This window comes from Methylocystis sp. Sn-Cys, from assembly GCF_016745395.1.
Classification (GTDB): domain Bacteria; phylum Pseudomonadota; class Alphaproteobacteria; order Rhizobiales; family Beijerinckiaceae; genus Methylocystis; species Methylocystis iwaonis.
In genome coordinates, this window is the sequence record NZ_JAERVJ010000005.1 from 241,491 (window position 1) to 266,390 (window position 24,900).

Here is a 24,900-nt window from a genome sequence, read left to right on the forward strand (position 1 = left end):
TTCGGAGCCAGGTAACGCGGAAATCGTTCACATTGGTGCGCCTCGGCCCCGTCGCGGGCGTTAGTTCGAAAACACTCGGAGAGGCTCCGCCACATCGGGCAGTTTTGTCACCGACGTATCGAAGTTCAACGGCCCCGAGAAGGTCACGCGCACAGCGGGCGGCTCCACGGGCTTGAAGTGGCGGTCCATCACGCCGATGGCGCAGACTGCGCCCGGCGCGACGCCCGCGCGGCACTGGCCGTAGAGCGGATCGCTCGGCAACAGTGAGCCATAGCCATAGGTGATCTGGTCGGAACGCGAATTGAAGATGTTGAAGGCGTCTAACTGCAACCGCCAGCCGTCGGACCAGCGATAGCCGAGCCTCGCATTGACCGTGCCCGTCGCGGGGGATTTCAGAAAACCGTCTTCGGTCAGCGGGCGGGAGCCGATGTAGCGATATTTGATCGCCCCGAACCAGCCCGTCGCCTCACCCAGCTCCAGCCCGCCCATCGCCGTCACGGCGACGGCGTTTTGCAGGAAATTCCCCGGCGCATTGCCCAGGAAGGTTCCGTAAGGAACAGCCTCCGGCGTCAGCAGATCGGCGTAGGCGAGCGCCCGCGCCGTATCGAAGCCGCGATAGCGCGCATGCGCCAGCGCCACGTCGCCGTCGAAATTGATCCAGGAGACGGGGCGATAATGATTGGCGATCTCGACGCCGTAGCGGCGGCTCGGACGGCCGTATGTCGTCGTGCCGCTGTCGCCTTCGAATTGGTTTTCGGAGTCGAGATTGAGCCAGAAAAAGCTGACGCTCGAATCGAGCCCCTCGATGAATTTCGTGCGCGCGCCAATCTCGGCGCCGCGCGATTTCACCAGGAGCGGAATGGGCGCGACGCGCAGGAAGGTGTCTTCATCCGACAAAGCCGAAGTGTCGAACCTCTGCGCCGCGCCGCGCGCGTCGGTCGAGTGGAACCCTTCGCCGTAATTGGCGAAGAGTTCTGTCTTCGCCCAGGGGCCCAAAATGATCGACGCTTTGGGGCTGAAAAGCGCGGCGTCCTTCGAGCCGCTGTTCCACGGGCCTGTCCATAAGAAGGCGGGCGCGCCTGTGCTCGTCGCCACCACCGGCGCGCCCCAGAGCGATTGCAGCGAAGTGACGTTGGCGTTGTAATAATCGAACCGCCCGCCCGCGATGGTCTTCAACCAAGGCGTCCAGCGCACGCTCGTATCGGTCCAGAAGCTGATGCTGCCCTCGCCGACCGCATCGTTGCGGACCGTCTCATAGGGCGTGCGGCGGAACGAGTCCTGCAAGCCGAGGCGAATATCGTCATAGCGGCCCTGGAGGCCGATGCGCGTCTCGACCGGCAGTCCGAAACTGTCCCATTTGATCTTGTGCTGGGCATCGACGCCTGCGATCCAGCGCCGATCGAACTGGCGGAATTGATCGCCGAGGTTCGGGTTCGCGAGAAAATAGGTGAAGTCGTTGTAGATATCGAGCGTCGAGCGGACGAGATAGGCTGCAACGCGGCTCGCGTGATTGCCTTCCGTCTGGCTCCAGCGCGCAGAAAGCGAGAAGCGTGTGGTGTCGCCCCCATCCGTCGGGTTCAGCGTTCCCCATAGCGGGATAAGACCGCCGACGACCGCGCGTTGCGGAATCTGGTTGGTCGCGTACCACTTATTGGCGTAGCCCATGAAGGTGACGGACGCGCCGTCCTCCTGCGCGCCGCGCGACCAGCGAAACACGCTGTTGATCTTGCGCAGATTGTCGCCGCGCTCCCAGGGCCCGTTGTAATATTGCGACTCGACGGCGCCATAGGCCGAGCCTCCGGCAAAATCCTTGTAAGGCGCCACGGCGAGCGCGCGCCCGTAACCGAAATTGCCGCCGGTGAGCTGATAAAAGCCCTTCTCGATCTTGTCCTTATATTGGAGATAGACCGAGCCGGCGGAGGCGAAGTCGCCGTCCTGCGCGTCATAGGGCCCCTTGCGGGCAAGCACGTAACCGAGCAGCTCGGGGATGAGAAAATTCGAATCCGCATAGCCCTGGGCGTGCCCATGCGTGCGCATGTTGAGCGGCATCCCATCGAGGTAAAGGGCGAGATCGGAGCCGTGGTCGAGGTTGAAGCCGCGCAGGAAATATTGGTTGGCCTTGCCGTCCCCCGAGTGTTGCGTGACGACGAGGCCGGGCACGATCTCCAGCGCCTCGCCAGGGCGCGCGAAGGGGATGGAATTGACTTCCTTGCCGGTGAAGAACTTCTCGCTCGATGCGGTGATTGGCGGCGGCGTCGGCCCGGCAGGCTCGCTCGCTGCGGGCGCGGTGGCGATGACCGGCGATGAGGGCGGAGGCTGTCGTGGGTGAGCGGGTGTCGTCACGCGCGCCGCGGGACGCGCGGATGGGCGCGCGCCAATGCTGATGGTTGGTAACGCCTGCTGGGCGGAAGCGGCGTTCGAGAGAACAACGGTGACAGAGAGAAGCAGGCCAAAACGGCGGCGCGAAAACATGGGCTGACTCGCAGCGGACGTGGACCGTCACTGCGAATGGCCACAACCTCGTCGCATCACGACAAGAGCCGATGACCGCCCCGGTGCACCCCGCCCGGCGCTTTCGCGCGTGACCACGAACAACGGCAGGTCTCCTGGCTCGCGGGTCGTCACATGAGGCCGCCTTCCCGAGCTTGCGCCCAGTGGCTGTCTGGCTTCACGCTCACCGCTTACAGTTGCGGGGGCAGCTACGGCATAGGGCCGGAGCCCGCACCGCATTCCCTTTTGATCCGAAAGGAACCGTTGTCTTGAATGAATAGGGCCCGCGAGGCTGTGTCAAGCTGGTTGATGCGAGTCATCGCAAGCCGCATGCGAAATAGCCTCGGCTCGATTGCAACCGGACGAAAAGAAAGTGATGCCTGTAATACGAGAGCCGCTTGATTGGTTCGGTGGTGATCCCGACGCTCACAAAACGAGCGACCGGAATTACCGCCGTCATTGCGAGGAGGCGGAGCCGACGAAGCAATCCAGTGCCGCATCCGCTGCCCTGGATTGCTTCGCTTCGCTCGCAATGACGGTCTTATGGCTCTGGATTCTCGGTCCGGCTTTCAGCCCGCCGGGAATGACACAGCCCCATGTGAGCTGTTCGACGGAAATCATACGCAGGCTCCCAAAGGGGCCTGCGACGCGCGACGTCAGCCCTGCTTCGGCACCAGGATCACGCGGAAGTCGTTCACATTGGTGCGCGTCGGTCCCGTCACCACGAGATCGCCGAGCGCCTCGAAGACCGTGAAGGCGTCGTTGTTGGCGAAGAGCGCCTTGAGATCGACGCCCTTGGCCTGCGCGCGGGCGAAGCTGTCGGGCGTCATGATGGCGCCGGCGTTGGTCTCGACGCCATCGATGCCGTCGGTGTCGCAGGCGATGGCGGAGATGCCGCCGAAGCCTTCCAGCGCGAGCGTCAGGCCCAGCAGGAACTCCGCGTCGCGGCCGCCCTTGCCATTGCCGCGCACGGTGACCGTCGTCTCGCCGCCGGAGATGATGGCGACCGGCGGCTGGAACGGCTGGTTGTGGAGGGCGATCTGCTTGGCGACGCCGGCGTGCACCAGCGCCACGTCGCGCGACTCGCCTTCGAGATCGCCGAGGATGCAGGGGGTGAAGCCCGCAGCTTTTGCGACCGCGGCGGCGGCATCGAGCGAGCCTTGCGGCGTCGCGATGAGGATGTTCTCGACGCGGCCGAAGATGGCGTCGCCGGGCTTGGGCGTCTCGCAATCGGGGCTCGCGAGGTGCTTCAGCACGGCGGCCGGGGCGTCGATCTTGTATTTCGCAATCACCGCGAGCGCGTCCTCGCGCGTCGTGGGATCGGGCACGGTGGGGCCGGAGGCGATGACAGAGAGATCGTCGTTCGGCACGTCGGAAATCATCAGCGCCACGACGCGCGCGGGCGCGGCCGCGCGAGCGAGACGGCCGCCCTTGATCGCCGAGAGGTGCTTACGCACGCAATTCATCTCGGAGATATTGGCGCCGCTCTTCAAAAGAGCCTTGTTGACGGCCTGCTTTTCTTCGAGCGTCACGCCCTCGGCCGGCAGCGCCATCAGCGCCGAGCCGCCGCCGGAGATGAGCGCCAGCACGAGATCGTCCTCGGTGAGGCCCTGCACCTTTTGCAGGATGCGCTTGGCGGCCTCGCGGCCGGCTGCGTCGGGCACGGGGTGCGAGGCTTCGATCACCTCGATCTGCTTGGTTTGCGCGCCGTGCTCGTAGCGGGTGACGACCAAGCCTTCGAGCGGCCCACCCTTCCAATGCGCCTCGACCGCCGCCGCCATGGAAGCGGCCGCCTTGCCGGCGCCGATGACGATCGTGCGGCCCTTTGGCGGCGCGATCTTTTCGAGGTGCTTGGGCAGGCAAAGGGACGGATGCGCGGCGCCGACGGCGGCGTCGAACATGGCGCGGAGAAGCTGGCGATGGTCGTCGGACATGGGTTGCTGGCCCTATTCACAAATCTTGGGGTTTCTCCTTCTCCCGCGAGCGGGAGAAGGTGGCCCCGCGGAGCGGGGTCGGATGAGGGTCTTCGGCGTTGCCTGGGCCTGTCCTAATGGCTTTCGTATGAGAGGGAAACGTCGGCGTTATTCGCTTCGATCAGCCCAGCTTTTGAGCATCGTCATGGCCTCAAAAAGAGTCGCACATAACTGAAAGCACGGGAGCCTCGACGGCCCTCATCCGACCCCGCTTCGCGGGGCCACCTTCTCCCGCGAGCGGGAGAAGGGAGAATCCCCCTCCCCGCGCAGGCGGGGAGGGGGGCTTGGTCTTTTACGCCCCCATGGCGTCGGCCTTCTCGATCAGCGCCTCGGCCATGCGGATCGAGGCGATGTCGATGAGGCGGCCGTCGAGCGACACGGCGCCCTTGCCTTCCTTGGCGGCCTGGGCCATCGCGTCGAGGATGCGGCGGGCCTTGTTCACTTCCGCTTCGGACGGCGTGAAGACCTCGTTCGCCAGCTCGATCTGCGAGGGATGGATCGCCCACTTGCCTTCGTAGCCGAGAACGGCGGCGCGCTTGGCGGCGGCCTTATAGCCTTCCGGATCGTTGAAGTCGCCGAACGGGCCGTCGATCGGGCGCAGGCCGTAGGCGCGGCAGGCGACCATCATGCGGGTCTGGGCGGCGTGCCACTGGTCCATCCAGTAGTAGTCGCGGTTGCCCTTCTCGTCCTTGTCGGTGAGAACGCCGTAGTCCGGGTTCACGCCGCCGATGACGGTCGTGCGGGCGCGGGTCGAGGCGGCGTAGTCGGCGACGCCGAAGGACATGGCCTCGAGACGCTTGGAGGACTGGGCGATCGCTTCGACATTGGCCATGCCGAGCGCGGTCTCGATCAGGATTTCGATGCCGATGCGCTTGGTGCGCTTCTTGTACTGCTCGATCTGCGTGATCATCATGTCGATCGCGTAGACGTCGGCCGGCACGCCGACCTTGGGAATCAGCACCACGTCGAGGCGCGGGCAGTTCTCGAGAACGTCGACCACGTCGCGGTAGCAATACTGCGTGTCGAGGCCGTTGATGCGCAGCGTCATCACCTTCTTGCCCCAATCGATGTCGTTGAGGCCCTGGATGATGTTCTTGCGCGCCTGCTCCTTGTCATCGGGGGCGACAGCGTCTTCGAGGTCGAGGAAGATCTGGTCGGCCTTCGACTGGGCGGCCTTCTCGAACATGCCCGGCGCGGAGCCCGGCACGGCGAGTTCGGAGCGGTGCAGGCGCGGCGTGGCCTGCTCGATCAGGGTAAAGCTCATAGTGATTTTCCTTTCTTCATTGGTCCCAAAGATGCGCCTGCTGGAAGCGCGTCAGGATGCATTTAGCCAGTGGCCCCGAGGCCGGCGGCGATGCAACTGATGGAGATGAGCAGAGGCGCTTTCACAGCCTCCTTCTCGTCCTCGTCTTGCGCCTCACGGAAGCGGCGCAGCAATTCGACCTGTTCGCGATTGACCTCATTGATGACCGGCAGCCGATGCTCCAGCCGCGCGGCATATTCCTTGAAGCGGTCGGTGAGGTCGCGATCGCCGGTCACGCGCAGCACCATCTCGCGGGTGAGCGCATATTCGTCCTCGATCATCTTGAAGATCTTCTCGCGCACTGCTTCGTCGGCGACGAGGCTGGCGTAGGCCCTGGCGATCGAGAGATCGACGAGCGCCAGTGTCTTCTCGACCTCATCGAGGATGAGGCGGAAGAGGCGCGAATCCTCGAACATCCAGCGCAGCAATTCGAGGCCGCGATCGCCATGCGTGTCGAGATAGGCCTTGAGGCCGGAGCCCACCCCATACCAGCCGGTGATCGAATGGCGATTCTGCGCCCAGGCGAAGACCCAGGGGATTGCACGCAAATCAGCGAGGCTCTTGGCGCCGAAGCGGCGCGCCGGGCGCGAGCCGATGTTGAGCAGGGAAATCTCTTCGAGCGGGCTCGCCGCCTGGAAATAAGTGACGATGTCCGGGTCGGAGACGAGCCGCTCATAGACCGCGAAAGATGCGAAGGAGATCTCCTCGAGCGCCTCGTCGAAATCCTTGCGCGGCACCAGCGCGTCTTCGCGCTCGGATTTCAGCGCATGCTGGAAGACGGAGGAGGCGAGCAGCTCCATCTGATAGGCGGCCGTGCCGCGATTGGCGTATTTGAAGGAGACGACTTCGCCCTGCTCGGTGACACGGAAGCGGCCACGGATCGAACCCGCCGGCTGCGCCGCGATGGCGTGGCCGGTCGGCGCGCCGCCGCGCGAGACGGAGCCGCCGCGGCCGTGGAAGAAGGCGATGGCGATGTCCATCTCCTGCCCCACTTCCGTGAGGCGCGCCTGCGCCTTGAACAGCTCCCAATTCGACGACAGGAAGCCGCCGTCCTTATTGGAGTCGGAGTAGCCGATCATCACTTCCTGCAGATCGCCCTGCGCGCGGGTGCTACGGCGGATGAGCGGAATCTGCAGCAGATCGCGCATGATCGCCGGCGCGTCCTGCAGATCGGTGATCGTCTCGAAGAGCGGCACGATCGGCAAAGTGAGATGATCGACGCCCGCGGCGTCGGCGAAGAGGCCGGCCTCTTTCGCCAGTAGATATATGCCGAGCACATCGTTGGCGGAGGACGTCATCGACAGGATGAAGCTGCCGAAAGCCTCGCGGTCGAGCCGTGCGCGCATGTCGGCGACGACCTCGAACATCTCGATGATGTCGCGCGTGTCGGCGGTGAGCGTGTCTCGCGGGATTGGCGCGGCGCGCGGCGCGTCGAGCTCCTTCATGAGCCACGCGCGCCATTCGTCGGACGTCACATCAGGGGCCGTCTCGCCCTCTGTCTTGATGCGCCACAATTCCTGCAACGCCGCGGTGGTGCGCGTCGTGTTCTGGCGAATATCGAGCCGCACCGTGCTGAAGCGGAAGATTTCCACCGCGCGGCGCAGCGGGCGCACGAGGTCGGTCGCGAGCGCCTCGCTCTTGGCGTCGATCAGCACGGATTCGAGCAACAGCAGATCGCCGATGAGCTTGTCGGCGCTGGTGTAGCGCGGGCCGGTCGTCGGCTCGTCATTCGTGGCAGCAAGCGTATTGTCGATCTTGCGCAGGATCGTCGTGACGAACTGGCGATAAGGCTCGTTGAAATTGCGCTGCGCGATGCCGGCGCCGTCCGGCAGCTCCTTGAGGCGGCGCGACAGCTCTTCCTTGAACGCCGGCGGAATGACCGCGGCGCGCTCGCTGATCGACAGCATGCGCACCAGATCGACCACGCGGTTGCGATAATAATTGAGGCTCGCCGTCGCGTTCAGCCGCATCGTCTGGCGCGTCACCTCATTGGTGACGAAGGGATTGCCGTCGCGGTCGCCGCCGATCCAGGAGCCGAACTGGAAGAAGGGCGTGACCTCGAACTTCTCCTGCGGATAGTGGCGCTTCAGCGCGCGCTCGAAGGAGGAGAGAAGCTCCGGCGCGAGATCGAAGATGCTTTCCTGGAAGAAATGCTGGCCCCAGTGCACTTCATGCTCGACGGTGGGCTTTTCCAGATGCAATTCGCCGGTGAGCCACAAAAGCTCGATGAGATCGTAGATCGACTTCACCAGGGCTTCGCGCTCGCGGTCGGTCCAGCGTGTGGATTCCAGCTCACGCATCAGCAGATAGATGCGGCGGTACTTTTCGAGGATCGAAACGCGCTTGGCTTCGGTCGGATGCGCCGTGATGACCGGGCGGATGCGCAGCGTCTGCAATTGCGCGCGCACTTCCGCCGCGCCGACGCCCGCATTGGCGGCGCTGGAGAGCACGTAATCGAACGTGCCGAGCAGCTTGTCATGCCCTCTTTCGCGCTCGATGCGACGGCGCCGGCGCATGGCGTAGGCCTGCTCGGCGATGGAAACGAGCTGGAAGATAATCCCCTGCGCCTGCAGCGCGCGCGCCATCTGTTTCGGCGCAAGGCCCGCGCCCGCCTTCGAGTCGCGCACCACAGCTTCGATCTCGGGCATATGGCGGCGGATGACGGCGAGCAATTGCTCGCGCAGGAAGGCGGAAGCCTCCGTGACAGAACGCGTCGCGAAAGCCGAGGGAAGGCTGATCGCGCTTGTCGTGTTCTGGTTCTCGGCGGTCATAGAAGCTCCCTAAAAGCGTACGAAACGCCAGGCCGGCGGTCCGCGCCGGCGCATCCTTCACAAGAAGACGGCAACCGGGCTTTCGCGATCTACGTCGAGAACGCGAAAGCTCGATGATGGCGCCGTCAGGCCCGCTTGAGCACTTTGGCGACGGTCGAGCCGAACTCGGCCGGATTGGGCGCCACGGTGAGGCCGTAGGACTTCATGATCTCGGTCTTCTCGGCCGCGCTGTCGCCTGTCGCCGAGATGATGGCGCCCGCATGCCCCATGCGCCTTCCCTTGGGCGCCGTGAGACCCGCGACGAAGCCGACGACCGGCTTGGAGAAGTTTTCCTTGATCCAGGCGGAGGCCTCGGCCTCCTGCGGGCCGCCGATCTCGCCGATGATCAGCACCGCTTCCGTCTCCGGGTCCTTGTCGAAGAGGACGAGGTGGTCGAGGAAGGACGAGCCGTTGATCGGATCGCCGCCGATGCCGACCGACGTCGAGATGCCGAGCCCCAGTTCTTTTAGCTGCGAGGCGGCCTCATAGCCGAGCGTGCCCGAACGCGAGATGAGGCCGACCGGGCCCTGCTTGTAGATATGGCCGGGCATGATGCCGAGCATGGCCTTGCCGGGCGAGATGATGCCGGCGCAATTCGGGCCGACGAGCATGGGCCGGCGGTCCTTCGGGAAGCGCAGGAAATAGCGCTTCACCTTCATCATGTCCTGCGCCGGGATGCCGTCTGTGATGGAGCAGATGAGCCGGATGCCGGCGTCGGCGGCCTCCATGATCGCGTCGGCGCAGAAGGCCGGCGCGACGAAGGTGATCGAGGCCTGCGCGCCGGTCGCCTTCACGGCTTCCTTCGCCGTGTTGAACACAGGCACGCCGTGATGGGTCTTGCCGCCCTTGCCGGGCGTGACGCCGGCCACGACATTGCTGCCGTAGTCGATCATTTCCTTGGCGTGGAAGCTGCCTTTGTCGCCGGTGATGCCCTGGATGAGGATCGGCGTCTTTTCGTCGATGAGAATGCTCATGATGTCCTCCCCAGCGCTTACTTGACGCTCTGCCAGGCTGCGACGGCCTTTTGGGCGGCGTCGGCGAGCGTATCGGCCTGGATGATCGGAATGCCGCTCTCGTCGATGATCTTCTTGCCGGCTTCGACATTCGTGCCGGCGAGACGCACGACAAGCGGCACGCCCTCGATCTTCTCCTGACGCACGGCGTCGACGACGCCCTGTGCAACCCAGTCGCAGCGGTTGATGCCGGCGAAGATATTGACCAGCACCACCTTCACGCGGCGGTCGGAGAGCACGAGACGGAAGGCCGTCGCGACGCGCTCGGGCGAGGCGCCGCCGCCGACGTCGAGGAAGTTCGCCGGATTGCCGCCGGCGTGCTTGATCATGTCCATCGTCGCCATCGCGAGGCCGGCGCCGTTGACGATGCAGCCGATCTCGCCATCGAGCCCGATGTAATTCAGGCTGTGCTCATGCGCCTGCGCCTCGCGCGGATCGCTCTGCGAGGGATCATTCAGTTCGACGATATGACGGCGGCGGAACAGCGCATTATCGTCGAAGGACATCTTTGCGTCGAGCGCGAGCACCTTGTCGTCCTTGGTGACGACGAGCGGATTGATTTCGAGCATGGTCGCGTCATTGTCGCGGAACGCGCGATAGGCGCCCATGATGGTCTGCACCGCGCGCGACACCTGCTTGATATTGAGGCCGAGCTGGAAGGCGAGCTCGCGGGCCTGGAACTGCTGCAGGCCGACGGCCGGCTCGACGATCACCTGCAGGATTTCATCGGGCATGGTGCGCGCGATCTCTTCGATCTCCATGCCGCCATGCTTGGAGGCGATGACGCGCACGCGTTCGAGCTTGCGGTCGAGGACATAGCCCAGATAAATCTCGCGCTCGAAGGGATCGGCGACTTCCACATAGACGCGCTGCACGGGCTTGCCTTCCGGCCCCGTCTGCCCCGTCACGAGACGCTTGCCGAGAAGGTCGCGCGCCGCCTGCTGCACTTCATGATAAGTGCGGCAGAGCTTCACGCCGCCCGCCTTGCCGCGCGCGCCGGCGTGGATTTGCGCCTTGACGACCCAATGGGAACCGCCGAGCTCGGTCGCCGCATAGACGGCTTGGTCCGGGCTGAAGGCCACGGTGCCGGGCGGAATGGCGACGCCATGCGCGGCCAGAATTTCCTTGGCTTGATACTCGTGGACGTCCATCGGTTCCTCCCTCGCGGTTCATTCGCGCTTATTGGGCGGTCGACGCGCGCGGGCGCGTCAGCCGCCTGTCTTGGCGTTAGCCAATCTTTCCGCGCACGACCTCATAGACCGCTTCGGTCTCGGCCGCCGCCTTGGCGAGCAGCGCGTTGACCTCGGCGAGTTGCGTCTCGGCGAAGTCGCGGTCCTTGATCGACTTGGCGTTGATGAAGACGTTCAGCGCGCAGCTACGAAGGCCGGCGTTGGCCGCGAGCACGGCGACGCCCGCGTCGCTGATGACGCCGAGATTGCCCTTGTCCGCGGCTTCCTTCGACAGCGCGATCACCTCGTAGCAGACCTTGCAGGTCGCAAGCGGGGCGAGCGTCGCGGCTTTCAGCGCTTCCTGGATCGCCGCGCTGCGCGCAGCCTTCTCTTCGTCCGTCGCCTTCGGCAGGCCATAGGCGCCCATCAGTGTGTTGAAGGCGACGACGTCCTCGTCGATGCCTTTCGTGAGCGCCTCGCGGAGTTCCTCGGCGCGGGCGAGGGTCTTTTTCAGATCCTCGGAGACGGCCTCATAGTTCTTCTTGCCGATGGTCAGATTGCAGACCATCGACACCAGCGCCGCGCCCATGGCGCCCGAGAGCGCCGCCGCGCCGCCGCCGCCAGGAGTCGGCGCGTTGCTCGCGAGTTCGTCGAGAAATTTGCCGATCGTTTCCGTCTTCGCGCTCATGTCAGGCCAGCACCTTCGCTTGGGCGTAAATGTTTTCGCAATCGAACAACTGGTCGGAGCTTTCGAACAGCTTGCCGACGCATTCGCGATGCAGTTTCAGCTTGAGGCCGCCGAGGCCCAGCGCGCCGATCACGATCTTGCCGTGGCGCTCCTTGGCCTTATCGATCGCCTCGACGCCGCCGATGCCGAGCGGCGGCTGCGCGTTGCAGTCGGCGAGAAGCTCGATCGTCGGGTCATTCTGCCAATCGGCTTCGTCGAGCAGCGGCACGCCGATGGCGCCCGCCGCGAACACGACCTGCGCGCCCTTGACGGCGGCGGCGCGGGCGGCGTTGTCCTTGGCCTCGATCGCGACGGGCGTGAAGCCGAAGCGCTCCTGAATGGCTTTAGCGGCCTCTTCCGCGCGCGCCTTGTCGCGCGAGGTGATGGCGACTTCGGCGCCCTCGATATTCAGCATGGCGGCGGCGCGCATGCCGACGGGGCCGGTGCCGGCGAGAACGACGGCCTTCTTGCCCTTGAGATTGCCGGCTTTGGCGAGCAGCGCGACGCCGGCGGCGGCGGTCGTGTTCGAGCCGTTGGAGTCGAGCATGGCCGAGACGCGGAAGTTGGAGAAGAAGCGCTTCTTCACCGCCTTGAACACGGCCTCGCCCGCGGTCATCGAACCACCGCCGACGAAGATCGCCGTAAATTGCTTCTCTTTGGGGCCACGCGTGTAAATACAGCCATCGACGAGCGCGCCGACGCTCTCCGGCGTCACGCCGCCATAACCGATAATGTGATCGGCGCCGCCGTCGTAACCGACGACCGTGTCGAAGACGCTGGCGACGGGATCGGTGTCGAAAAGGAAAAGAAGCTTTTTAGTCATTAGCGTTCCTCAGGAGCGAACCCGCCACGCGTCATGGCCGGGCTTGTCCCGGCCATCCACGCCGGGACGCGATGAAATCGTCTGCGACGAGGCCCCCCGCTGCTCCGCCCGCTGCGCGGCGTGGATGCCCGCGACAAGCGCGGGCATGACGGCGGGGGAGACAATCGGGGCCATTTCCTTCACTTCTTTACGCCGTCACCACATTGCGCGGGTCGCCCGCGACGAAGGCGTCGATATTGTCGATGAGCTGATCCGCCAGCACCTGCATGGCTTCTTTCGAGGCCCAGGCGACGTGAGGCGTGATGATCAGGTTCGGGATCGTCGGATCGAGCAGGATGTTGCCGTTCTTCGGCGGCTCGACGGTGAGCACGTCCAACGCCGCGCCGGCGATGACGCCGTTGCGCAGCGCGTCCGCGAGCGCCTGCTCGTCGATGATGCCGCCGCGCGCCGTGTTGATGATGCTGGCGGTCTTCTTCATCGACGCGAGCTCCTTCGCGCCGATCATGTTCTTGGTTTGCGGCGTCAGCGGGATGTTCAGCGTGACGACGTCGGCCTCGCGCAGGATGGTGGCGACATCGACCTTGCCGGGAATGTCCGTGACGTCGTTGATCAGCACATTCATGCCGAGGGCCTTGGCGCGGCTTTCGACCTGCTTGCCGAGCGCGCCATAGCCGATGATGCCGAGCGTGGAGCCGGCGATGTCATAGATCGGGTAATCGAAGTAACAAAACTGGTTGGCGTAGCCCCAGCGGCCGTGGCGCACGCTGTCGACATAGTTAACCAGATTACGACGCAGCGCGAAGAGCAGCGCAAAGACATGCTCGGGCAGCGTGTTGTAGGCGTAATTGCGAATGTTCGAAACGGTGATGCCATTGGCCGTGGTGTAGGCCTTGTCGATCACGTCGGTGCCCGTGGCGGCGACGGCGATGAGCTTCACATCGGGAAGCTGCTTCAAGGTCGCTTCGCGCAGCGGCACTTTGTTGGTGATGATGATGTCGCAGCCCTTGGCGCGCTCGACGATCTGGTCCGGCGCGGTCTGCGCATATTCCGTATATTCATGCGGGAAATTCGGTTTGCGCACATTGGCGTCGAGCGTTTCGCGATCCAGAAAGACGATTTTGTGCGACATGAAGCTCCCCTGATGTCCCTTGATTAGCCCTCTCCCGCTTGCGGGAGAGGGTGGCCCCCGCGTGAGCGGGGGTCGGGTGAGGGCGAATTGCACACGCGACGGAAGCCCTCATCCGTCGCGCATTCGCGCGACACCTTCTCCCGCATAGCCCGTCGAAGACGGGCGTCTCTCGACGCCCTAAGCGGGAGAAGGATTAGCGGCCTTAGACCTTCAGCAGCGGATTGGCGCGATACACCGCCTGGGCGGCCGCGACGCCGGAGCCGGCCTCGATCTTGATGCCGTTGTCGAGCATCGCCATTTCCGCGCCCGCGATGGCGCCGAGCAGCATCAGCTCGTTGAGGTCGCCGAGATGGCCGATGCGGAACACCTTGCCGGCGACTTCCGACAGGCCGGCGCCGAGCGCGAGGTTATAGCGCTTGTAGGCGGTCTCGATGACCTTGGCGGCGTTGTAGCCTTCCGGAACCAGGATCGCGGTGACCGTGTCCGAATCCCACTTCGGGTCCTGCGCGCAGGTCTTGAGGCCCCAGGCCGCGACAGCGGCGCGGACGCCGGAGGCGAGGTGATGGTGGCGCTTGTAGACCTGATCGAGGCCCTCTTCGAACAGGATCGCGAGCGCTTCCTTGAGGCCGTAGAGCAGCGGGACGGACGGCGTATAGGGGAAGTAGCCGTTCGCGTTCTGCGCGATCATATCCTGGAATTCGAAATAGGCGCGGCGCATCTTGGCGTTCTTGCCCGCCTCGATCGCCTTCGGGCTCGCGGCCATCAGCGCGAGGCCGGCCGGCAGCATGAAGCCCTTCTGCGAGCCGGAGACGATCACGTCCACGCCCCATTCGTCCATCTTGAACTCGAGCGAGCCGACCGAGGACACGCCGTCGACGAACAGCAGCGCCGGATGCTTGGCGTTGTCGATCGCCTTGCGAACGGCGGCGATGTCCGAGGTCACGCCCGTGGCGGTCTCGTTGTGCGTGGCGAGAACGGCCTTGATCTCGTGGTTCTTGTCGGCCTTGAGGGCCTCTTCGATCGACTCCGGATCATTGCCGGTGCCCCACGGACGCTCCTGCTTGATCACCTCGAGGCCGAGGCGCTGGCAGAGGTCGATCCAGAGGTGCGAGAACTGGCCGAAGCGCTGCGCGAGAACCTTGTCGCCGGGCGACAGCGTGTTGGTGATCGCCGCTTCCCAGCCGCCGGTGCCGGACGCCGGGAAAATGAAGGGCACGCCCTTGTCGGTGTTGAAGACCTTCTTGAGGCCCGGGAACAGCGGCTTCACGAGGTCGGGGAAGGTCGGCGAGCGATGGTCTTCCGAGGCGACCGCCATGGCGCGCACGATGCGGTCGGGAAGATTGGTCGGGCCCGGCACGAAGAGGAAGTTTCTGCCCGGGACTCTGGAATTCTGCGCCATTTCTATTTGCTCCTTTCGAGCGAAGCGTTTGCAGGATTGGAAGGAACCGCGGCGCCCTACTGAACGCCGCGGAATTCTCTATCGAGGCGTTTAGAACAGGCCCGCGATGCGGCCGTTCGCATCCACCGCGATATTGTTGGCGGCCGGCACCTTCGGCAGGCCCGGCATGGTCATGATGTCGCCGCAGACCGCGACGATGAACTCCGCGCCCGCCGACAGACGCAGCTCACGGATCGGGATGATGTGTCCCGAAGGCGCGCCCTTGGCGTTGGCGTCGGTCGAGAAGCTGTATTGCGTCTTGGCGATGCAGACCGGGAAGTTGCCGAAGCCTTCCTTCTCCAGCTCCGCGAAGCGCGCCTTGATGCTCGCGTCGTAGGAGATGTCGGCGGCGCCGTAGAGCTCCTTGGCGATGGTGCGCACCTTCTCGGCGAGCGGCAGCTCGTCGGGATAGAGCGGCTTGAAGTTCGAGGGCTGCGTCTCGATCGTCTGCACCACCGCGCGAGCGAGATCGGCCGCGCCGGCGCCGCCCGAACCCCAGTTGTCGGCGACGACGCACTCAACGCCTTCCGCCTTGCAGAGCTTGTCGAGCGCCGCCATCTCGGCCGCCGTGTCCGCCGAGAATTTATTGATCGAGACCAGCACCGGCACGCCGAACTTGCGGACGTTGCCGATATGGCGCTTCAGATTCTCGAAGCCCTTCTCGACCGCCGCGACGTTTTCGGCCTTTAGATCGTCCTTGGCGACGCCGCCATGCATCTTGAGCGCGCGGATCGTTGCGACAATGACCGTCACGGAGGGCGTCAGGCCCGCCTTGCGGCACTTGATGTCGAAGAACTTCTCCGCCCCGAGGTCGGCGCCGAAGCCGGCTTCCGTCACCACGTAATCGGCGAGCTTGAGGCCCGCCTTGGTGGCGATGACCGAGTTGCAGCCATGCGCGATGTTGGCGAAGGGACCGCCATGGATGATCGCCGGATTGTTCTCGAGCGTCTGCACGAGGTTCGGCGCAATGGCGTCCTTGAGCAGCGCGGCCATGGAGCCGGCCGCGTGCACTTCGCTGGCGCGCACGTTCTTCTTGTCGCGGGTCTGGCCGACGATGATGTTGCCGAGACGCTGCTGCAGATCGGCGAAGTTCGAGGCGAGGCAGAAGATCGCCATGACTTCCGACGCGACGGTGATGTCGAAACCGTCTTCACGGGCGAAGCCGTTCGCCACGCCGCCGAGCGACGAGACGACCGAGCGCAGGGCGCGGTCGTTCATGTCGACGACGCGGCGCCAGCTCACGCGACGCGAGTCGATCGCCGGCTGATTGCCCCAATAGATGTGGTTGTCGATCAGCGCCGCGAGCAGATTATTGGCCGCGCCGATGGCGTGGAAATCGCCGGTGAAGTGGAGGTTGATGTCCTCCATCGGCACGACCTGAGCGTAGCCGCCGCCTGCCGCGCCGCCCTTCACGCCGAAGCACGGGCCGAGAGAGGGCTCGCGCAGGCAGCACAGCGCCTTCTTGCCGATGTAGTTGAGACCGTCGGTGAGGCCGACCGTCGTCGTGGTCTTGCCTTCGCCGGCGGGCGTCGGGGTGATCGCCGTGACGAGGATCAGCTTGCCGTCCGGCTTGCCTTCGAGCGAAGCGATGTAGTCGAGGGCGATCTTGCCCTTGTAATGGCCATAAGGCTGCACGTGCTCGGCCGGAATGCCGAGCTTGTCTTTGGCGACCTCGATGATCGGCCGCATCTTGGCAGCCTGAGAAATCTCGATATCTGACTTGGGCGAAAGGTGCTGATTGTCTTTTCCGCTCGCGCCCGGCGCGGCGGCTGACGTAGGTGACGACATATAGCTCCACTCCCTCTCGAGCCCGTTTGCGGGCTCCGGAAATTTATCGGCCGCGGCGCGATGAGCGACGGCTTGCCGGCGCCGTTCAACGGTCCTGAGCCATGCTCGCGCGCGCCGGGCTTAAACCGACGCCGCCCCCGCGCGCAATGAGCCCATCGAACGACCTGATTTTGCCGTTTCGTATGACGGCAATAAAAATGAGCCGTCAAGCAGGCAAGCGCGCGCGCGGCGCCGATGCGGCGCCGCAGCAAAATCGGCTTTCCCGTTCGCGCGACGGCCCCGAATGGCTTGGCTGCATATACGACAAGCGGGGCAAGACGACTATCCTCGACCTACCCGATCGATCAGCGCCTGACTTGAACACAAAGAATCATAAATAACTTATATTTCTTACACTATCTGAATCGCCGTCAGACCGACATGATGGGGAGCTGAACGGACCAGGCGCGCTCGCGCGGTCAGGTCGCCCCCGCCCGAACCCATCCTGGATGGGGGTATGGGTGAAACCGATCGCGCAGGAAACAGGCAGGTGAAAAAATTTTTTGTCGCACCCGACCATCGCTGCGTCGAATCCTATGGGGCGATTGCGAGAGCTTATCGAACGGCCTCTTTTTCTGGAACGAAATTCAAAGCGACGCCATTGATGCAATATCGAAGCCCGGTCGGCTTCGGCCCATCCGGGAAGACATGGCCGAGATGCGAACCGCAGTGGCTGCAGTGCACTTCCGTGCGCTCCATGCCGTAGCTGTTGTCGGTCGTTGTTCCCAGCGCGCCCGGCAGCGGATCGAAGAAGCTCGGCCAGCCGGTGCCGCTTTCGAATTTCTCGCCAGAGCGGAACAGCGGCTGGTCGCAGCCGGCGCATTGGAAGACGCCGCGGCGCTTCTCGTGATTGAGCGCGCAGCTGCCCGGCCGCTCGGTCCCGTGGCGGCGCATAACGTCATACTGTTCGCGCGTCAGCCGCGCGCGCCATTCCGCGTCGGTGCGCGTGACTGGATAGCTTTCATCGGTCATTGACGTTCCTCTGAAGGGAGCCGCGACCCGGCGGCGCGCCATGTTATGTTGGCGCCGACTCAGGCTTTGGCCATATCGCGCCCGCCATATAGGCGGGCTTTGACACAAAGAGGCGACGACGTCCCGATGAGCGACAAGAAATACGACGCTGTGGTGATCGGCTCCGGACTTGGCGGCCTCACAGCCGGCGCCCTGCTCGCCAATGCGGGCTACAGCGTCTGCCTGCTCGAACGCAACTTCAGCTTAGGGGGCGCCGCCTCGGTCTACAAGGTCGGCGATCTCTGGGTGGAGGCTTCGCTCCACCAGACGTCGGACGCGCGCAATCCGCGCGACGTGAAGCACCATATTTTGAGCAAGCTCGGCATCCTCGACGAGATCGAATGGCTGCCGACCGGTCCGCTCTACAAGGTCAAAGGCGGCCCCATCGGCGAACCCTTCGAGCTGCCGGTCGGTTTCGAGGCCGCCCATGACGCGCTCGCCGCGCGCTTTCCTGACAAAAGCGCCGCGATCAAGCGCTTCTTGGGCGAAATCGAACAAATTCACGACGCCATGTGGACGCTCAAGCAGGCGCGCGAGGAAGGCTCGCTCGCCAAATTCACCCGCGGCATGTGGGAGGTCGAGCCCGCCGCCGCCGGCTGGATGAATTCGCTCGATGAGATCTTCACCCGCGACTTCGCCGGCGCCGAAGGGCTGAAATGCGCGCTCGGGGCCAATCTCGCCTATTATGGCGACGATCCGCGCAAGCTCTGGTGGATTTTCTATGCGCTGGCGCAGGGCGGCTACATCGCCTCGGGCGGCGCTTACATCAAAGGCGGCTCGCGCCAGTTGAGCCTCAAGCTCGCCAAATGCATCACCAAAGCGGGCGGCGTCGTGCGCATGGGCCGGCTCGCCACGCAGATCGAGACGGACGCCGATGGAAACGCCATCGCCGTGCGCCATGTCGCGCGCCGCACCAACGACGCCGACGAGCGCGTCGAGGCGCGTGTGGTGATGGCCAATTGCGCGCCCGCCGTCGCCGCCGCGTTGATGGAGGCGCCGGCGCGCGCCAGAATGGAGGAGACCTTCGGCGGCCGGCCGCTCTCGACGTCTCTTTTCTCGGCGAATTTCGGCCTTTCCGCAAAGCCGTCGACCATCGGCATGACGGACTTCTCGGCCATCGTCATGCCCTCGTCCATGCAGCGCTTCGACCAATATGGCGACGGCGCCACGGCCATGGCCGACATGCCCAAAGGCGAATTGCCGCTGCATACGATCGCCAATTTCACGGCCGTCGATTCCGGGCTTTGGGACGAGCCGCCGGTGCTTCTCACCGTGCTCGGCCTCGACCGGCTCGACAATTGGAAAAGTGCGTCGAAGGAAGAAGGCGTCGCCCGCCGCGAGGCCTGGCTCGACGCCATTCAGGGCCGGCTGGAGCAGGATTATCCAGGCTTTTCCAAGCTCGTGACGTCGCGCCTGCTGCTCAACGCCTATTCCATGTCGAGCTATCTCAACACGCCGGAAGGCGCGGTCTACGGCTTCGCGCCGCTGCCGCCGGAGGCGCCGATATTGATGGGCTTCCCGCGCACGCCGGAGACGCCGATCGGCGGGCTCTATCTCGCCTCCGCCTTCGGCGGCGAGCATGGGTTCAACGGGGCGATGCTGTCGGGCGCCGAAGCCGCGCGGCTTGCGACGCGGCGCCTCGAAACGAATGGGACGGAATAGCCGCGACAGCGCGCGTGCGTTCGACGGCGACGTGACGCTCCTTCGCTGAAGAAGATCGCTCCTCGGCGGCCCGGGCTCCGAATTCAGGTTAACAAGCGGACGTGTTCCGCCGTCATCGCCGCGCTTGTCGCGGCCATCCACGCCGCGCCGACGCAGAAAAGCTGAGAACATGAGCGGGAGAAACGCCGCTTCTTCTCCCTGCGTGTCGCAATGTCCCCGCGTGGATGCCCGCGACAAGCGCGGGCATGACGGGGCTGCGCAGGGTTTGTTAATCTGGATTCGGAGCCGGGTTACTTGCGTTTCGACGCGGTCGCAGCCTATCGTCGCGCAGACGAAAGCGACTGCGCAATTCGATTTCGACACATCACGAATATGAGATATTTCGAATCCCCCGATCCGGAATGAGAGTTGATGCGCGCTACGGCGATTCGCCGGCGCGCCGTTTTCCGCGATCGGCTCGATCAAAGTTGATTTTCTGGCGGAGGAAATCATGACTTCTATCGGTTTGCCTCGGGTCGGCGCCGCGCGGCGGCAGGTCGCGCTCTGGAGCTGGCGCAAAATCTGGCTGAAGACCCATCTTTGGTTGGGGCTCGCGCTCGGGCTGTTCTTGTCGGTGATCGGACTTACCGGCTCGGCGCTGGTGTTCTTTCAGGAGATCGACCAGGCGCTCAATCCACAGCTACGGATCGTCGCGGCGCCCCCCGAAGGCCGGGCGGGGTGGCGCCCGCTGGAGGCGATCGCCGATACGGCGCGTCGCGCTATTCCGGCCGACTCTTATCTCGGCTGGTGCTACTGGCCACAGAAGGACGATCAGGCGTTTCTATTCTACTACCGCGTCGATAATCCGCAGTCCGGGAAACCCGATACGCGTCAGGTCTTCGTCGATCCCTATACGTTGAAGGTTACGGGGACCCGTGTCTGGCATTCCAGCACGAACCTGTTCGATGACGCCTTCGTCGCTTTCCTGTTCAAATTGCACTACGCACTGCTTGTTTCCGGCATCGGCGATGTCACGGTCGGGATCATCGCCATTCTTGCTTTCGTTTCCACGGTGACCGGGGTCGTTCTCTGGTGGCCGAGAAACGGAAAATGGCGCAACGCCTTCACGGTGAAATGGCCCGCGAGATCGGAGCGGTTGAATTACGACATTCATCGCCTGGCCGGCTTGTTCCTCGCGCCGATCGCCTTGGCCGTGCTGCTCTCCGGCGTTCATTTCAACCTGCCGCAGCAGTTCAAAGCCGTCGTCGAGTTGTTTTCCGCTCTCACGGAGCCGGAGCGCTATCAGTCGGCGGCGAGCGACTCGGCCCACTTCACGCTCGACGAAGCCGTCGCCACCGCAACCCGGTCCTTTCCGGACGGACGCATCTATGCCGTGACGATGCCCAAACCTCGTGACGGGGCCTATATCGTCAATCAGTTGTTTCCGATCGGCTGGGGGCTCGACGGCCGTCGGACGATCTATATCGATCAGTTCCGTGGCGACATTCTGCAAGCCAACGATCCACTCTCGGGCGACGGCGATGGCTTCATTCAATGGCAGTGGCCGCTGCATTCCGGCTATGTCTATGGCTGGCCGGGGCGCATCGCGGTCTTTCTGTTCGGGCTGAGCTGGCCGCTGTTGTTCGTGACCGGGGTCATTCGCTGGCTGCAAAAGCGCCGAGCTCAGAGCGTCGCGAAAGAGCGGCGCGTGAACGCCCAAAGCCCGTCGGGATCATTCTAAAAAACGAGCGAGCCGCCGCGATCGACGCGGATCGAAACGCGGCGGCTCCGTGAACCGATGAGAACCGCGCTTACGCCTTATCGGCGAGCGCGAAACGGTGGATAAGTCCGCCGATCAAGCCGCCGAGCAACGGGGCGACCCAGAACAACCACAACTGCTCCAGCGCCCAGCCGCCGACGAAAAGCGCCTGGCTCGTCGAACGCGCCGGATTCACCGAAGCATTGGTGATCGGAATATCGACCAGATGGATCAAGGTCAGCGCGAGGCCGATGGCGAGCGCTGCAAAGCCGACCGACGCGCGGGCTTCCGTCACCCCGAGAATGACGAGCAGGAAGAAGGCCGTCAGCACCGTTTCGACCAGAAAGGCCGCTTGCAGCGTATAGCCGTTGGGCGAGTGCTCCTCATAGCCATTGGCGGCGAAGCCGTTGGCCAGCGAGAAGTCGATATTGCCCTGGCAGATTTTCAGCAGAACGAAAGCCGCCGCGCTCGCGCCGATAAGCTGGACGAGCCAATAGGGCCCAAGCTCCTTCCAGGAAAAGCGCCCCGCCGTGGCGAGACCCAGCGACACAGCCGGATTGAAATGGCCGCCCGACACCGGGCCAAAGGCATAGGCGCCCGTGAGCACGGTCAGGCCGAAAGCCAGCGATACGCCGGTAAAGCCGATGCCGAGCTGCGGAAAGCCCGCCGAGATCAGCGCGCTGCCGCAGCCGCCGAAAACAAGCCAAAAGGTGCCGAGAAACTCGGCAAAAAGCTTGCGTTGGAACCCTTCGCCGAAACCGAATCCGGTCGCGCTCCCGCTTTCATTGGCGAGAAAGCCGCTAACCTCCCCGCCCTCTGCGCGCCGAAGCGAAAGGCCGAAGCCCATCCAGCTCGCGCCCGCGAAGATGAGATCGACGCCGAGGAAGACGCCGAGCACCCAAAGGCTCGACACCGGCCATTGCGCCAGAATGACGCCGCCGAGCAGGAAAGTAACGGCCCCGGAGAGCGCGACCACAGCCCATGGCGCGTTTTTTGGAAGCTGAAAGGCGAGAAAAATGCGCACGAGCCCCGAAGCGAAGAGGCCGGCGCCGAGCAGCAGCGTGAGGAAACCCGCCGCGAGCAGCGGGTTTTGCACCACCGCGCCGCCGCCGACGACATAGAGAAGGCCGATGACGATCCAGAGGAAAAATTTCTTCCAGCTTCGCATTGCGAAAGCATAGGCGATCTCGACGAGACCGCTCGCGATCATCGCGACCCCGACGATCAGCACGGTGGCGATGGTCGACAGAACAACGCTGCCGAGCGCGACGAAGCCGGCAATCGCCAGCAGCGCGCCAAAAGCGACCATCCAGCCCCAATTTTTCTGCAGCGGGGCGGCCTCGGCCGCTCTCATACGAATAATATCCGACGAGGAGAAACTAGACATGCCGCGTCCTCTCTGAAAAGCGCCAGAATATCCGGCGTGACAAAAATCAACGAACGGCCGCAAACGGCCGTTACGCCAATGCAACCTTATCTTGCGACGCAAGGCGAGCGTCATCCCGCGCCTTGCTCGACGGCAATTCAGCTTCGTCAAAATACTTCAATTTTCGGTAAGCGTCGGCGCGTGCGATCTGCGATTTGCGTTCACGCTCTATGTAGCGTCCTCCGTCGACGGATCGAGTTCGCCGCCACAAGAGCTTTCCGTTATGGCCGGGACTGCGCCGCGCTCGAGCGCTTCTTCGTCACACATGAGTCGCATGGCGTCCGAGATCGCGTCTGTCGGCGCCGAAGGGACGGCGAGCGCCTGCCTCGTTTTGCGCAGGGCCGTCTCCATGAGATTGCGGCGGATGAAATGCCGCTCGAAGATGCTCATGACATGCGCGACGCCTTCGCGCGTGACGCTGCGGCGGTCGGCCTCGAAATAGTCGACGCCGGTGAAGCCGCCCGCGACAATTTCATAGGAAGGGAAATAGGCTGTTTGCGCGCATGTGCGTTCGATTGTGTCGCAGGCGGCGCGCAAAATCGCTTTGGAGCAAAGCGTCGAAACCATCACGTGCCTGCGTTCGGCAGTCGCGACGAGCGGCACGGGCGAAACGGTTAAAATGACTCTGGCGCGCGGGTTTACGCTGCGCAAACCCTCCAGAAAGACGCTCATGTCCGCGACGACGTCGTCGACGCCGAGATTGATGAATTCATGCGCGGCGGACGAAAATTCGCCGCCGGCGACGCCGGGGCAAAGCGGAAACACCGCGCCGTCTTCGCGCGATCGCCAGGCTTCCGTCAGGCCGAGCGTGAAGACGAAAACGTCGAGGGTCTCGAACGCCGCGCGCACGGCGGCGAAATGCCATTCGCGGTCGACATCGAGCTCACGCGCGCAACTGAAACCGCCCGGCTGTATTTGCGGCCTGAAGGGGTCGACCACAACGCCCGCGCCATTGCGCCAGTAATTCTCTTTCGGCGTGAAGCGGCCATAGGCGCGCTCGAAAAGCTGGAGAAGCTGCCGGCTCGTATAGACATTGCCGTAGCGCGCGGAATAAAGGCCGTAATTCAGCGCCTGCGCCGCTTTTTCGCTGAGAAATGGATGCGGCTTCTCCGTCACCAGATAGTTGCAGCCGCCGGCGACGAGATAGCGCCCGATATGTTGAGCGAAGCAACTGCCGGCCGCCGCGATCTTCTCTCGCGCGCCGAAGCGAAATGGCGGCTCGACGACAGGATCGACGTCGGCCGCGGGGACGCCGGCCACGGCGTGGCGCCAATAGGCATAGGGCGGCAGTTTCGAATAGGGATGCGACGTCATCAGGCGACCAAGGCTCGCGACGCTTCCACCATGCCGATCACTTTTTCGACCATCGCTTTTCCAAAGGATGGATTGGCGTGAGTCGCATCGGCGCCCCACGCTTCGCGAATAAGCAGGCCGGGCGGCGCAATGAAGGCGGGGGGAACTTCGACGAAGACAATGTTTTGAGCGGCGCAGCTCTCACGATAGAGCTGACACGCGAGGCGCCACACTTTGTAGCGGAAGATTTCGGGCGACAGGCGATCGGCGTCGACCGCCTTTCGGAAGAATTCCTTGGGATAGGCCTTGATCTGACAGTCCGGCAAAGGCGGCGGTGGCGACAGACAATAAAGCGGCATGCGCGTCGCGCGCCGTAGCGCCGCGAGGATCGCGATCGTTTCCGCCATTCTGTCGCGCAAGGTTTCCCGGACCGCCGCTTCCGTCAACAAAGTGGCGCCCTCGGCGAGCGGCAGCGCGCTTTCTTCCCCGAGGATGAAATCGATGCGCTCGAAAGGTTGCGTGATCGAGAGCGCGATATGCTCATTGCCTTGGATCGACAATAAGCCGAAATCGGCGCCTTCCTGGGCGATGATCTCCGAGAGCCGCGGGTTCAGCGTCTGCCCGTCCTCCTCATCGAGGAGCGTTGGCGTGATCGCGGGGTCGAGAAGATAAACAAAGCGGGAGGACAACGGCGCGCCGCCGATCGTCGCTCCCTGATGCTGGAGCTCGTAACAACCCTCTGCGATCGCCACAATATGGCTATGCCCGAGCCCGAGTATCTTCATGCGTCAAACCCGCGCGTCGATCTCGACGCCGATCGGCTCGCCCTTTTGGATCGGCCCGGAAATTTGCCGAAGGACCCCTCGGACGCGATGCGCCTCATTCCCGACCCGGACGCGCCGGCCGATGATCTCGGCGTCAGCGGACATCGCAAAGGGGGCGCGGATGGCGATCATGTCCCGCCCTCGATAGCCATAGCGATAGAAAGCTTCGACCTCGATCGGCTCGTCTTGCGCCATGATATCCTCAATCAAATTGACGCCCCAGCGGCGGCGTCTCTCCCGCGCG

The 24,900-nt window shown here is 64.1% G+C and carries 19 protein-coding genes, 2 pseudogenes and 1 riboswitch; of the genes and pseudogenes, 3 read left to right on the forward strand and 18 right to left on the reverse strand.

Annotated elements, in window-relative coordinates; all coding sequences use genetic code 11:
- Nucleotides 1-60: 60 nt before the first annotated feature.
- The 12 genes from JJT62_RS12405 to JJT62_RS12460 form a co-directional block, all read right to left on the reverse strand.
- Nucleotides 61-2,472 (reverse strand): TonB-dependent receptor domain-containing protein, encoded by a 2,412-nt coding sequence (locus JJT62_RS12405; RefSeq protein WP_202073067.1) that lies wholly within the window; start codon nt 2,470-2,472, stop codon nt 61-63.
- A gap of 106 nt (nt 2,473-2,578) precedes the next feature.
- Nucleotides 2,579-2,771: riboswitch (cobalamin riboswitch) on the reverse strand.
- A gap of 175 nt (nt 2,772-2,946) precedes the next feature.
- On the reverse strand, nt 2,947-3,111 hold the full coding sequence (locus JJT62_RS12410) for a hypothetical protein (protein WP_202073068.1): 165 nt from the start codon (nt 3,109-3,111) through the stop codon (nt 2,947-2,949).
- Between the two features lie 35 nt (nt 3,112-3,146).
- Nucleotides 3,147-4,424 carry a glycerate kinase gene (locus tag JJT62_RS12415; RefSeq protein ID WP_202073069.1) on the reverse strand — a complete coding sequence of 426 codons (1,278 nt, stop codon included), beginning with the start codon at nt 4,422-4,424 and terminating at the stop codon, nt 3,147-3,149.
- Nucleotides 4,425-4,755: 331 nt separating this feature from the next.
- Nucleotides 4,756-5,727, reverse strand: a complete 972-nt coding sequence (locus JJT62_RS12420; RefSeq protein WP_202073070.1) for a CoA ester lyase — start codon at nt 5,725-5,727, stop codon at nt 4,756-4,758.
- 62 nt (nt 5,728-5,789) lie between these two features.
- Entirely contained in the window at nt 5,790-8,537 is a 2,748-nt protein-coding gene (locus JJT62_RS12425; RefSeq protein ID WP_202073071.1) for a phosphoenolpyruvate carboxylase, read from the reverse strand.
- 125 nt (nt 8,538-8,662) lie between these two features.
- Nucleotides 8,663-9,550: a succinate--CoA ligase subunit alpha gene (gene sucD, locus JJT62_RS12430; RefSeq protein ID WP_202073072.1), complete on the reverse strand. Its 888-nt coding sequence runs from the start codon at nt 9,548-9,550 to the stop codon at nt 8,663-8,665.
- Between the two features lie 17 nt (nt 9,551-9,567).
- Entirely contained in the window at nt 9,568-10,740 is a 1,173-nt protein-coding gene (locus JJT62_RS12435) for a malate--CoA ligase subunit beta (RefSeq protein WP_202073073.1), read from the reverse strand.
- A gap of 76 nt (nt 10,741-10,816) precedes the next feature.
- Nucleotides 10,817-11,446 carry a methenyltetrahydrofolate cyclohydrolase gene (fchA, locus tag JJT62_RS12440; protein ID WP_202073074.1) on the reverse strand — a complete coding sequence of 210 codons (630 nt, stop codon included), beginning with the start codon at nt 11,444-11,446 and terminating at the stop codon, nt 10,817-10,819.
- A gap of 1 nt (nt 11,447) precedes the next feature.
- Complete coding sequence (locus JJT62_RS12445; RefSeq protein ID WP_202073075.1) at nt 11,448-12,308, reverse strand: NAD(P)-dependent methylenetetrahydromethanopterin dehydrogenase; 861 nt, start codon at nt 12,306-12,308, stop codon at nt 11,448-11,450.
- Nucleotides 12,309-12,495: 187 nt separating this feature from the next.
- A complete protein-coding gene (locus JJT62_RS12450; protein ID WP_202073076.1) occupies nt 12,496-13,437 on the reverse strand; it encodes a D-2-hydroxyacid dehydrogenase in 942 nt (313 codons plus the stop codon).
- 202 nt (nt 13,438-13,639) lie between these two features.
- Entirely contained in the window at nt 13,640-14,836 is a 1,197-nt protein-coding gene (locus JJT62_RS12455; protein WP_165055706.1) for an aminotransferase class V-fold PLP-dependent enzyme, read from the reverse strand.
- Between the two features lie 90 nt (nt 14,837-14,926).
- Nucleotides 14,927-16,663 (reverse strand): formate--tetrahydrofolate ligase, encoded by a 1,737-nt coding sequence (locus tag JJT62_RS12460; protein ID WP_202073077.1) that lies wholly within the window; start codon nt 16,661-16,663, stop codon nt 14,927-14,929.
- Nucleotides 16,664-16,764: 101 nt separating this feature from the next.
- Between JJT62_RS12460 and JJT62_RS12465 the strand changes: the two genes are divergently transcribed.
- The gene (locus tag JJT62_RS12465; RefSeq protein ID WP_202073078.1) at nt 16,765-17,043 is read left to right on the forward strand and encodes a hypothetical protein; all 279 of its coding nucleotides are present in this window, start codon (nt 16,765-16,767) and stop codon (nt 17,041-17,043) included.
- 214 nt (nt 17,044-17,257) lie between these two features.
- On the opposite strand, the gene msrB is transcribed toward JJT62_RS12465, so the two are convergent.
- A complete protein-coding gene (msrB, locus tag JJT62_RS12470) occupies nt 17,258-17,674 on the reverse strand; it encodes a peptide-methionine (R)-S-oxide reductase MsrB (RefSeq protein ID WP_202073079.1) in 417 nt (138 codons plus the stop codon).
- Nucleotides 17,675-17,800: 126 nt separating this feature from the next.
- On the opposite strand from msrB, the gene JJT62_RS12475 reads away from it, so the two are divergent.
- Together JJT62_RS12475 and JJT62_RS12480 are read left to right on the forward strand one after the other, a co-directional pair.
- A complete protein-coding gene (locus JJT62_RS12475; RefSeq protein WP_202073080.1) occupies nt 17,801-19,375 on the forward strand; it encodes an NAD(P)/FAD-dependent oxidoreductase in 1,575 nt (524 codons plus the stop codon).
- Nucleotides 19,376-19,865: 490 nt separating this feature from the next.
- Complete coding sequence (locus JJT62_RS12480; RefSeq protein ID WP_202073081.1) at nt 19,866-21,095, forward strand: PepSY domain-containing protein; 1,230 nt, start codon at nt 19,866-19,868, stop codon at nt 21,093-21,095.
- A gap of 70 nt (nt 21,096-21,165) precedes the next feature.
- On the opposite strand, the pseudogene aqpZ reads toward JJT62_RS12480, so the two are convergent.
- From aqpZ to JJT62_RS12500, 5 genes and pseudogenes are all read right to left on the reverse strand, one after another.
- Nucleotides 21,166-21,855: pseudogene (aqpZ, locus tag JJT62_RS19160) on the reverse strand (aquaporin Z); the annotation flags it as partial.
- A 195-nt stretch (nt 21,856-22,050) separates the two neighbouring features.
- Nucleotides 22,051-22,614 (reverse strand): annotated as a pseudogene (locus JJT62_RS19165) (HdeD family acid-resistance protein); the annotation flags it as partial.
- Between the two features lie 93 nt (nt 22,615-22,707).
- The gene (locus JJT62_RS12490; protein ID WP_202073083.1) at nt 22,708-23,853 is read right to left on the reverse strand and encodes a GSCFA domain-containing protein; all 1,146 of its coding nucleotides are present in this window, start codon (nt 23,851-23,853) and stop codon (nt 22,708-22,710) included.
- Nucleotides 23,853-24,617 carry a hypothetical protein gene (locus tag JJT62_RS12495; protein ID WP_202073084.1) on the reverse strand — a complete coding sequence of 255 codons (765 nt, stop codon included), beginning with the start codon at nt 24,615-24,617 and terminating at the stop codon, nt 23,853-23,855. Before JJT62_RS12495 ends, JJT62_RS12490 begins: the two co-directional genes overlap by 1 nt.
- A gap of 3 nt (nt 24,618-24,620) precedes the next feature.
- Complete coding sequence (locus JJT62_RS12500) at nt 24,621-24,851, reverse strand: hypothetical protein (RefSeq protein ID WP_202073085.1); 231 nt, start codon at nt 24,849-24,851, stop codon at nt 24,621-24,623.
- Nucleotides 24,852-24,900: the final 49 nt, after the last annotated feature.

Bases quoted from the DNA above. Each gene is read 5' to 3' on its own strand.
- JJT62_RS12425 (WP_202073071.1), bottom strand. From the start codon at position 8,537: ATGACCGCCGAGAACCAGAACACGACAAGCGCGATCAGCCTTCCCTCG.
- JJT62_RS12420 (WP_202073070.1), bottom strand. From the start codon at position 5,727: ATGAGCTTTACCCTGATCGAGCAGGCCACGCCGCGCCTGCACCGCTCC.
- JJT62_RS12405 (WP_202073067.1), bottom strand. From the start codon at position 2,472: ATGTTTTCGCGCCGCCGTTTTGGCCTGCTTCTCTCTGTCACCGTTGTT.
- JJT62_RS12445 (WP_202073075.1), bottom strand. From the start codon at position 12,308: ATGACTAAAAAGCTTCTTTTCCTTTTCGACACCGATCCCGTCGCCAGC.
- fchA (WP_202073074.1), bottom strand. From the start codon at position 11,446: ATGAGCGCGAAGACGGAAACGATCGGCAAATTTCTCGACGAACTCGCG.
- msrB (WP_202073079.1), bottom strand. From the start codon at position 17,674: ATGACCGATGAAAGCTATCCAGTCACGCGCACCGACGCGGAATGGCGC.
- JJT62_RS12460 (WP_202073077.1), bottom strand. From the start codon at position 16,663: ATGTCGTCACCTACGTCAGCCGCCGCGCCGGGCGCGAGCGGAAAAGAC.
- JJT62_RS12475 (WP_202073080.1), top strand. From the start codon at position 17,801: ATGAGCGACAAGAAATACGACGCTGTGGTGATCGGCTCCGGACTTGGC.
- JJT62_RS12410 (WP_202073068.1), bottom strand. From the start codon at position 3,111: ATGATTTCCGTCGAACAGCTCACATGGGGCTGTGTCATTCCCGGCGGG.
- JJT62_RS12490 (WP_202073083.1), bottom strand. From the start codon at position 23,853: ATGACGTCGCATCCCTATTCGAAACTGCCGCCCTATGCCTATTGGCGC.
- sucD (WP_202073072.1), bottom strand. From the start codon at position 9,550: ATGAGCATTCTCATCGACGAAAAGACGCCGATCCTCATCCAGGGCATC.
- JJT62_RS12495 (WP_202073084.1), bottom strand. From the start codon at position 24,617: ATGAAGATACTCGGGCTCGGGCATAGCCATATTGTGGCGATCGCAGAG.
- JJT62_RS12415 (WP_202073069.1), bottom strand. From the start codon at position 4,424: ATGTCCGACGACCATCGCCAGCTTCTCCGCGCCATGTTCGACGCCGCC.
- JJT62_RS12500 (WP_202073085.1), bottom strand. From the start codon at position 24,851: ATGGCGCAAGACGAGCCGATCGAGGTCGAAGCTTTCTATCGCTATGGC.
- JJT62_RS12465 (WP_202073078.1), top strand. From the start codon at position 16,765: ATGCTCGCGCGCGCCGGGCTTAAACCGACGCCGCCCCCGCGCGCAATG.
- JJT62_RS12480 (WP_202073081.1), top strand. From the start codon at position 19,866: ATGACTTCTATCGGTTTGCCTCGGGTCGGCGCCGCGCGGCGGCAGGTC.
- JJT62_RS12450 (WP_202073076.1), bottom strand. From the start codon at position 13,437: ATGTCGCACAAAATCGTCTTTCTGGATCGCGAAACGCTCGACGCCAAT.
- JJT62_RS12435 (WP_202073073.1), bottom strand. From the start codon at position 10,740: ATGGACGTCCACGAGTATCAAGCCAAGGAAATTCTGGCCGCGCATGGC.
- JJT62_RS12455 (WP_165055706.1), bottom strand. From the start codon at position 14,836: ATGGCGCAGAATTCCAGAGTCCCGGGCAGAAACTTCCTCTTCGTGCCG.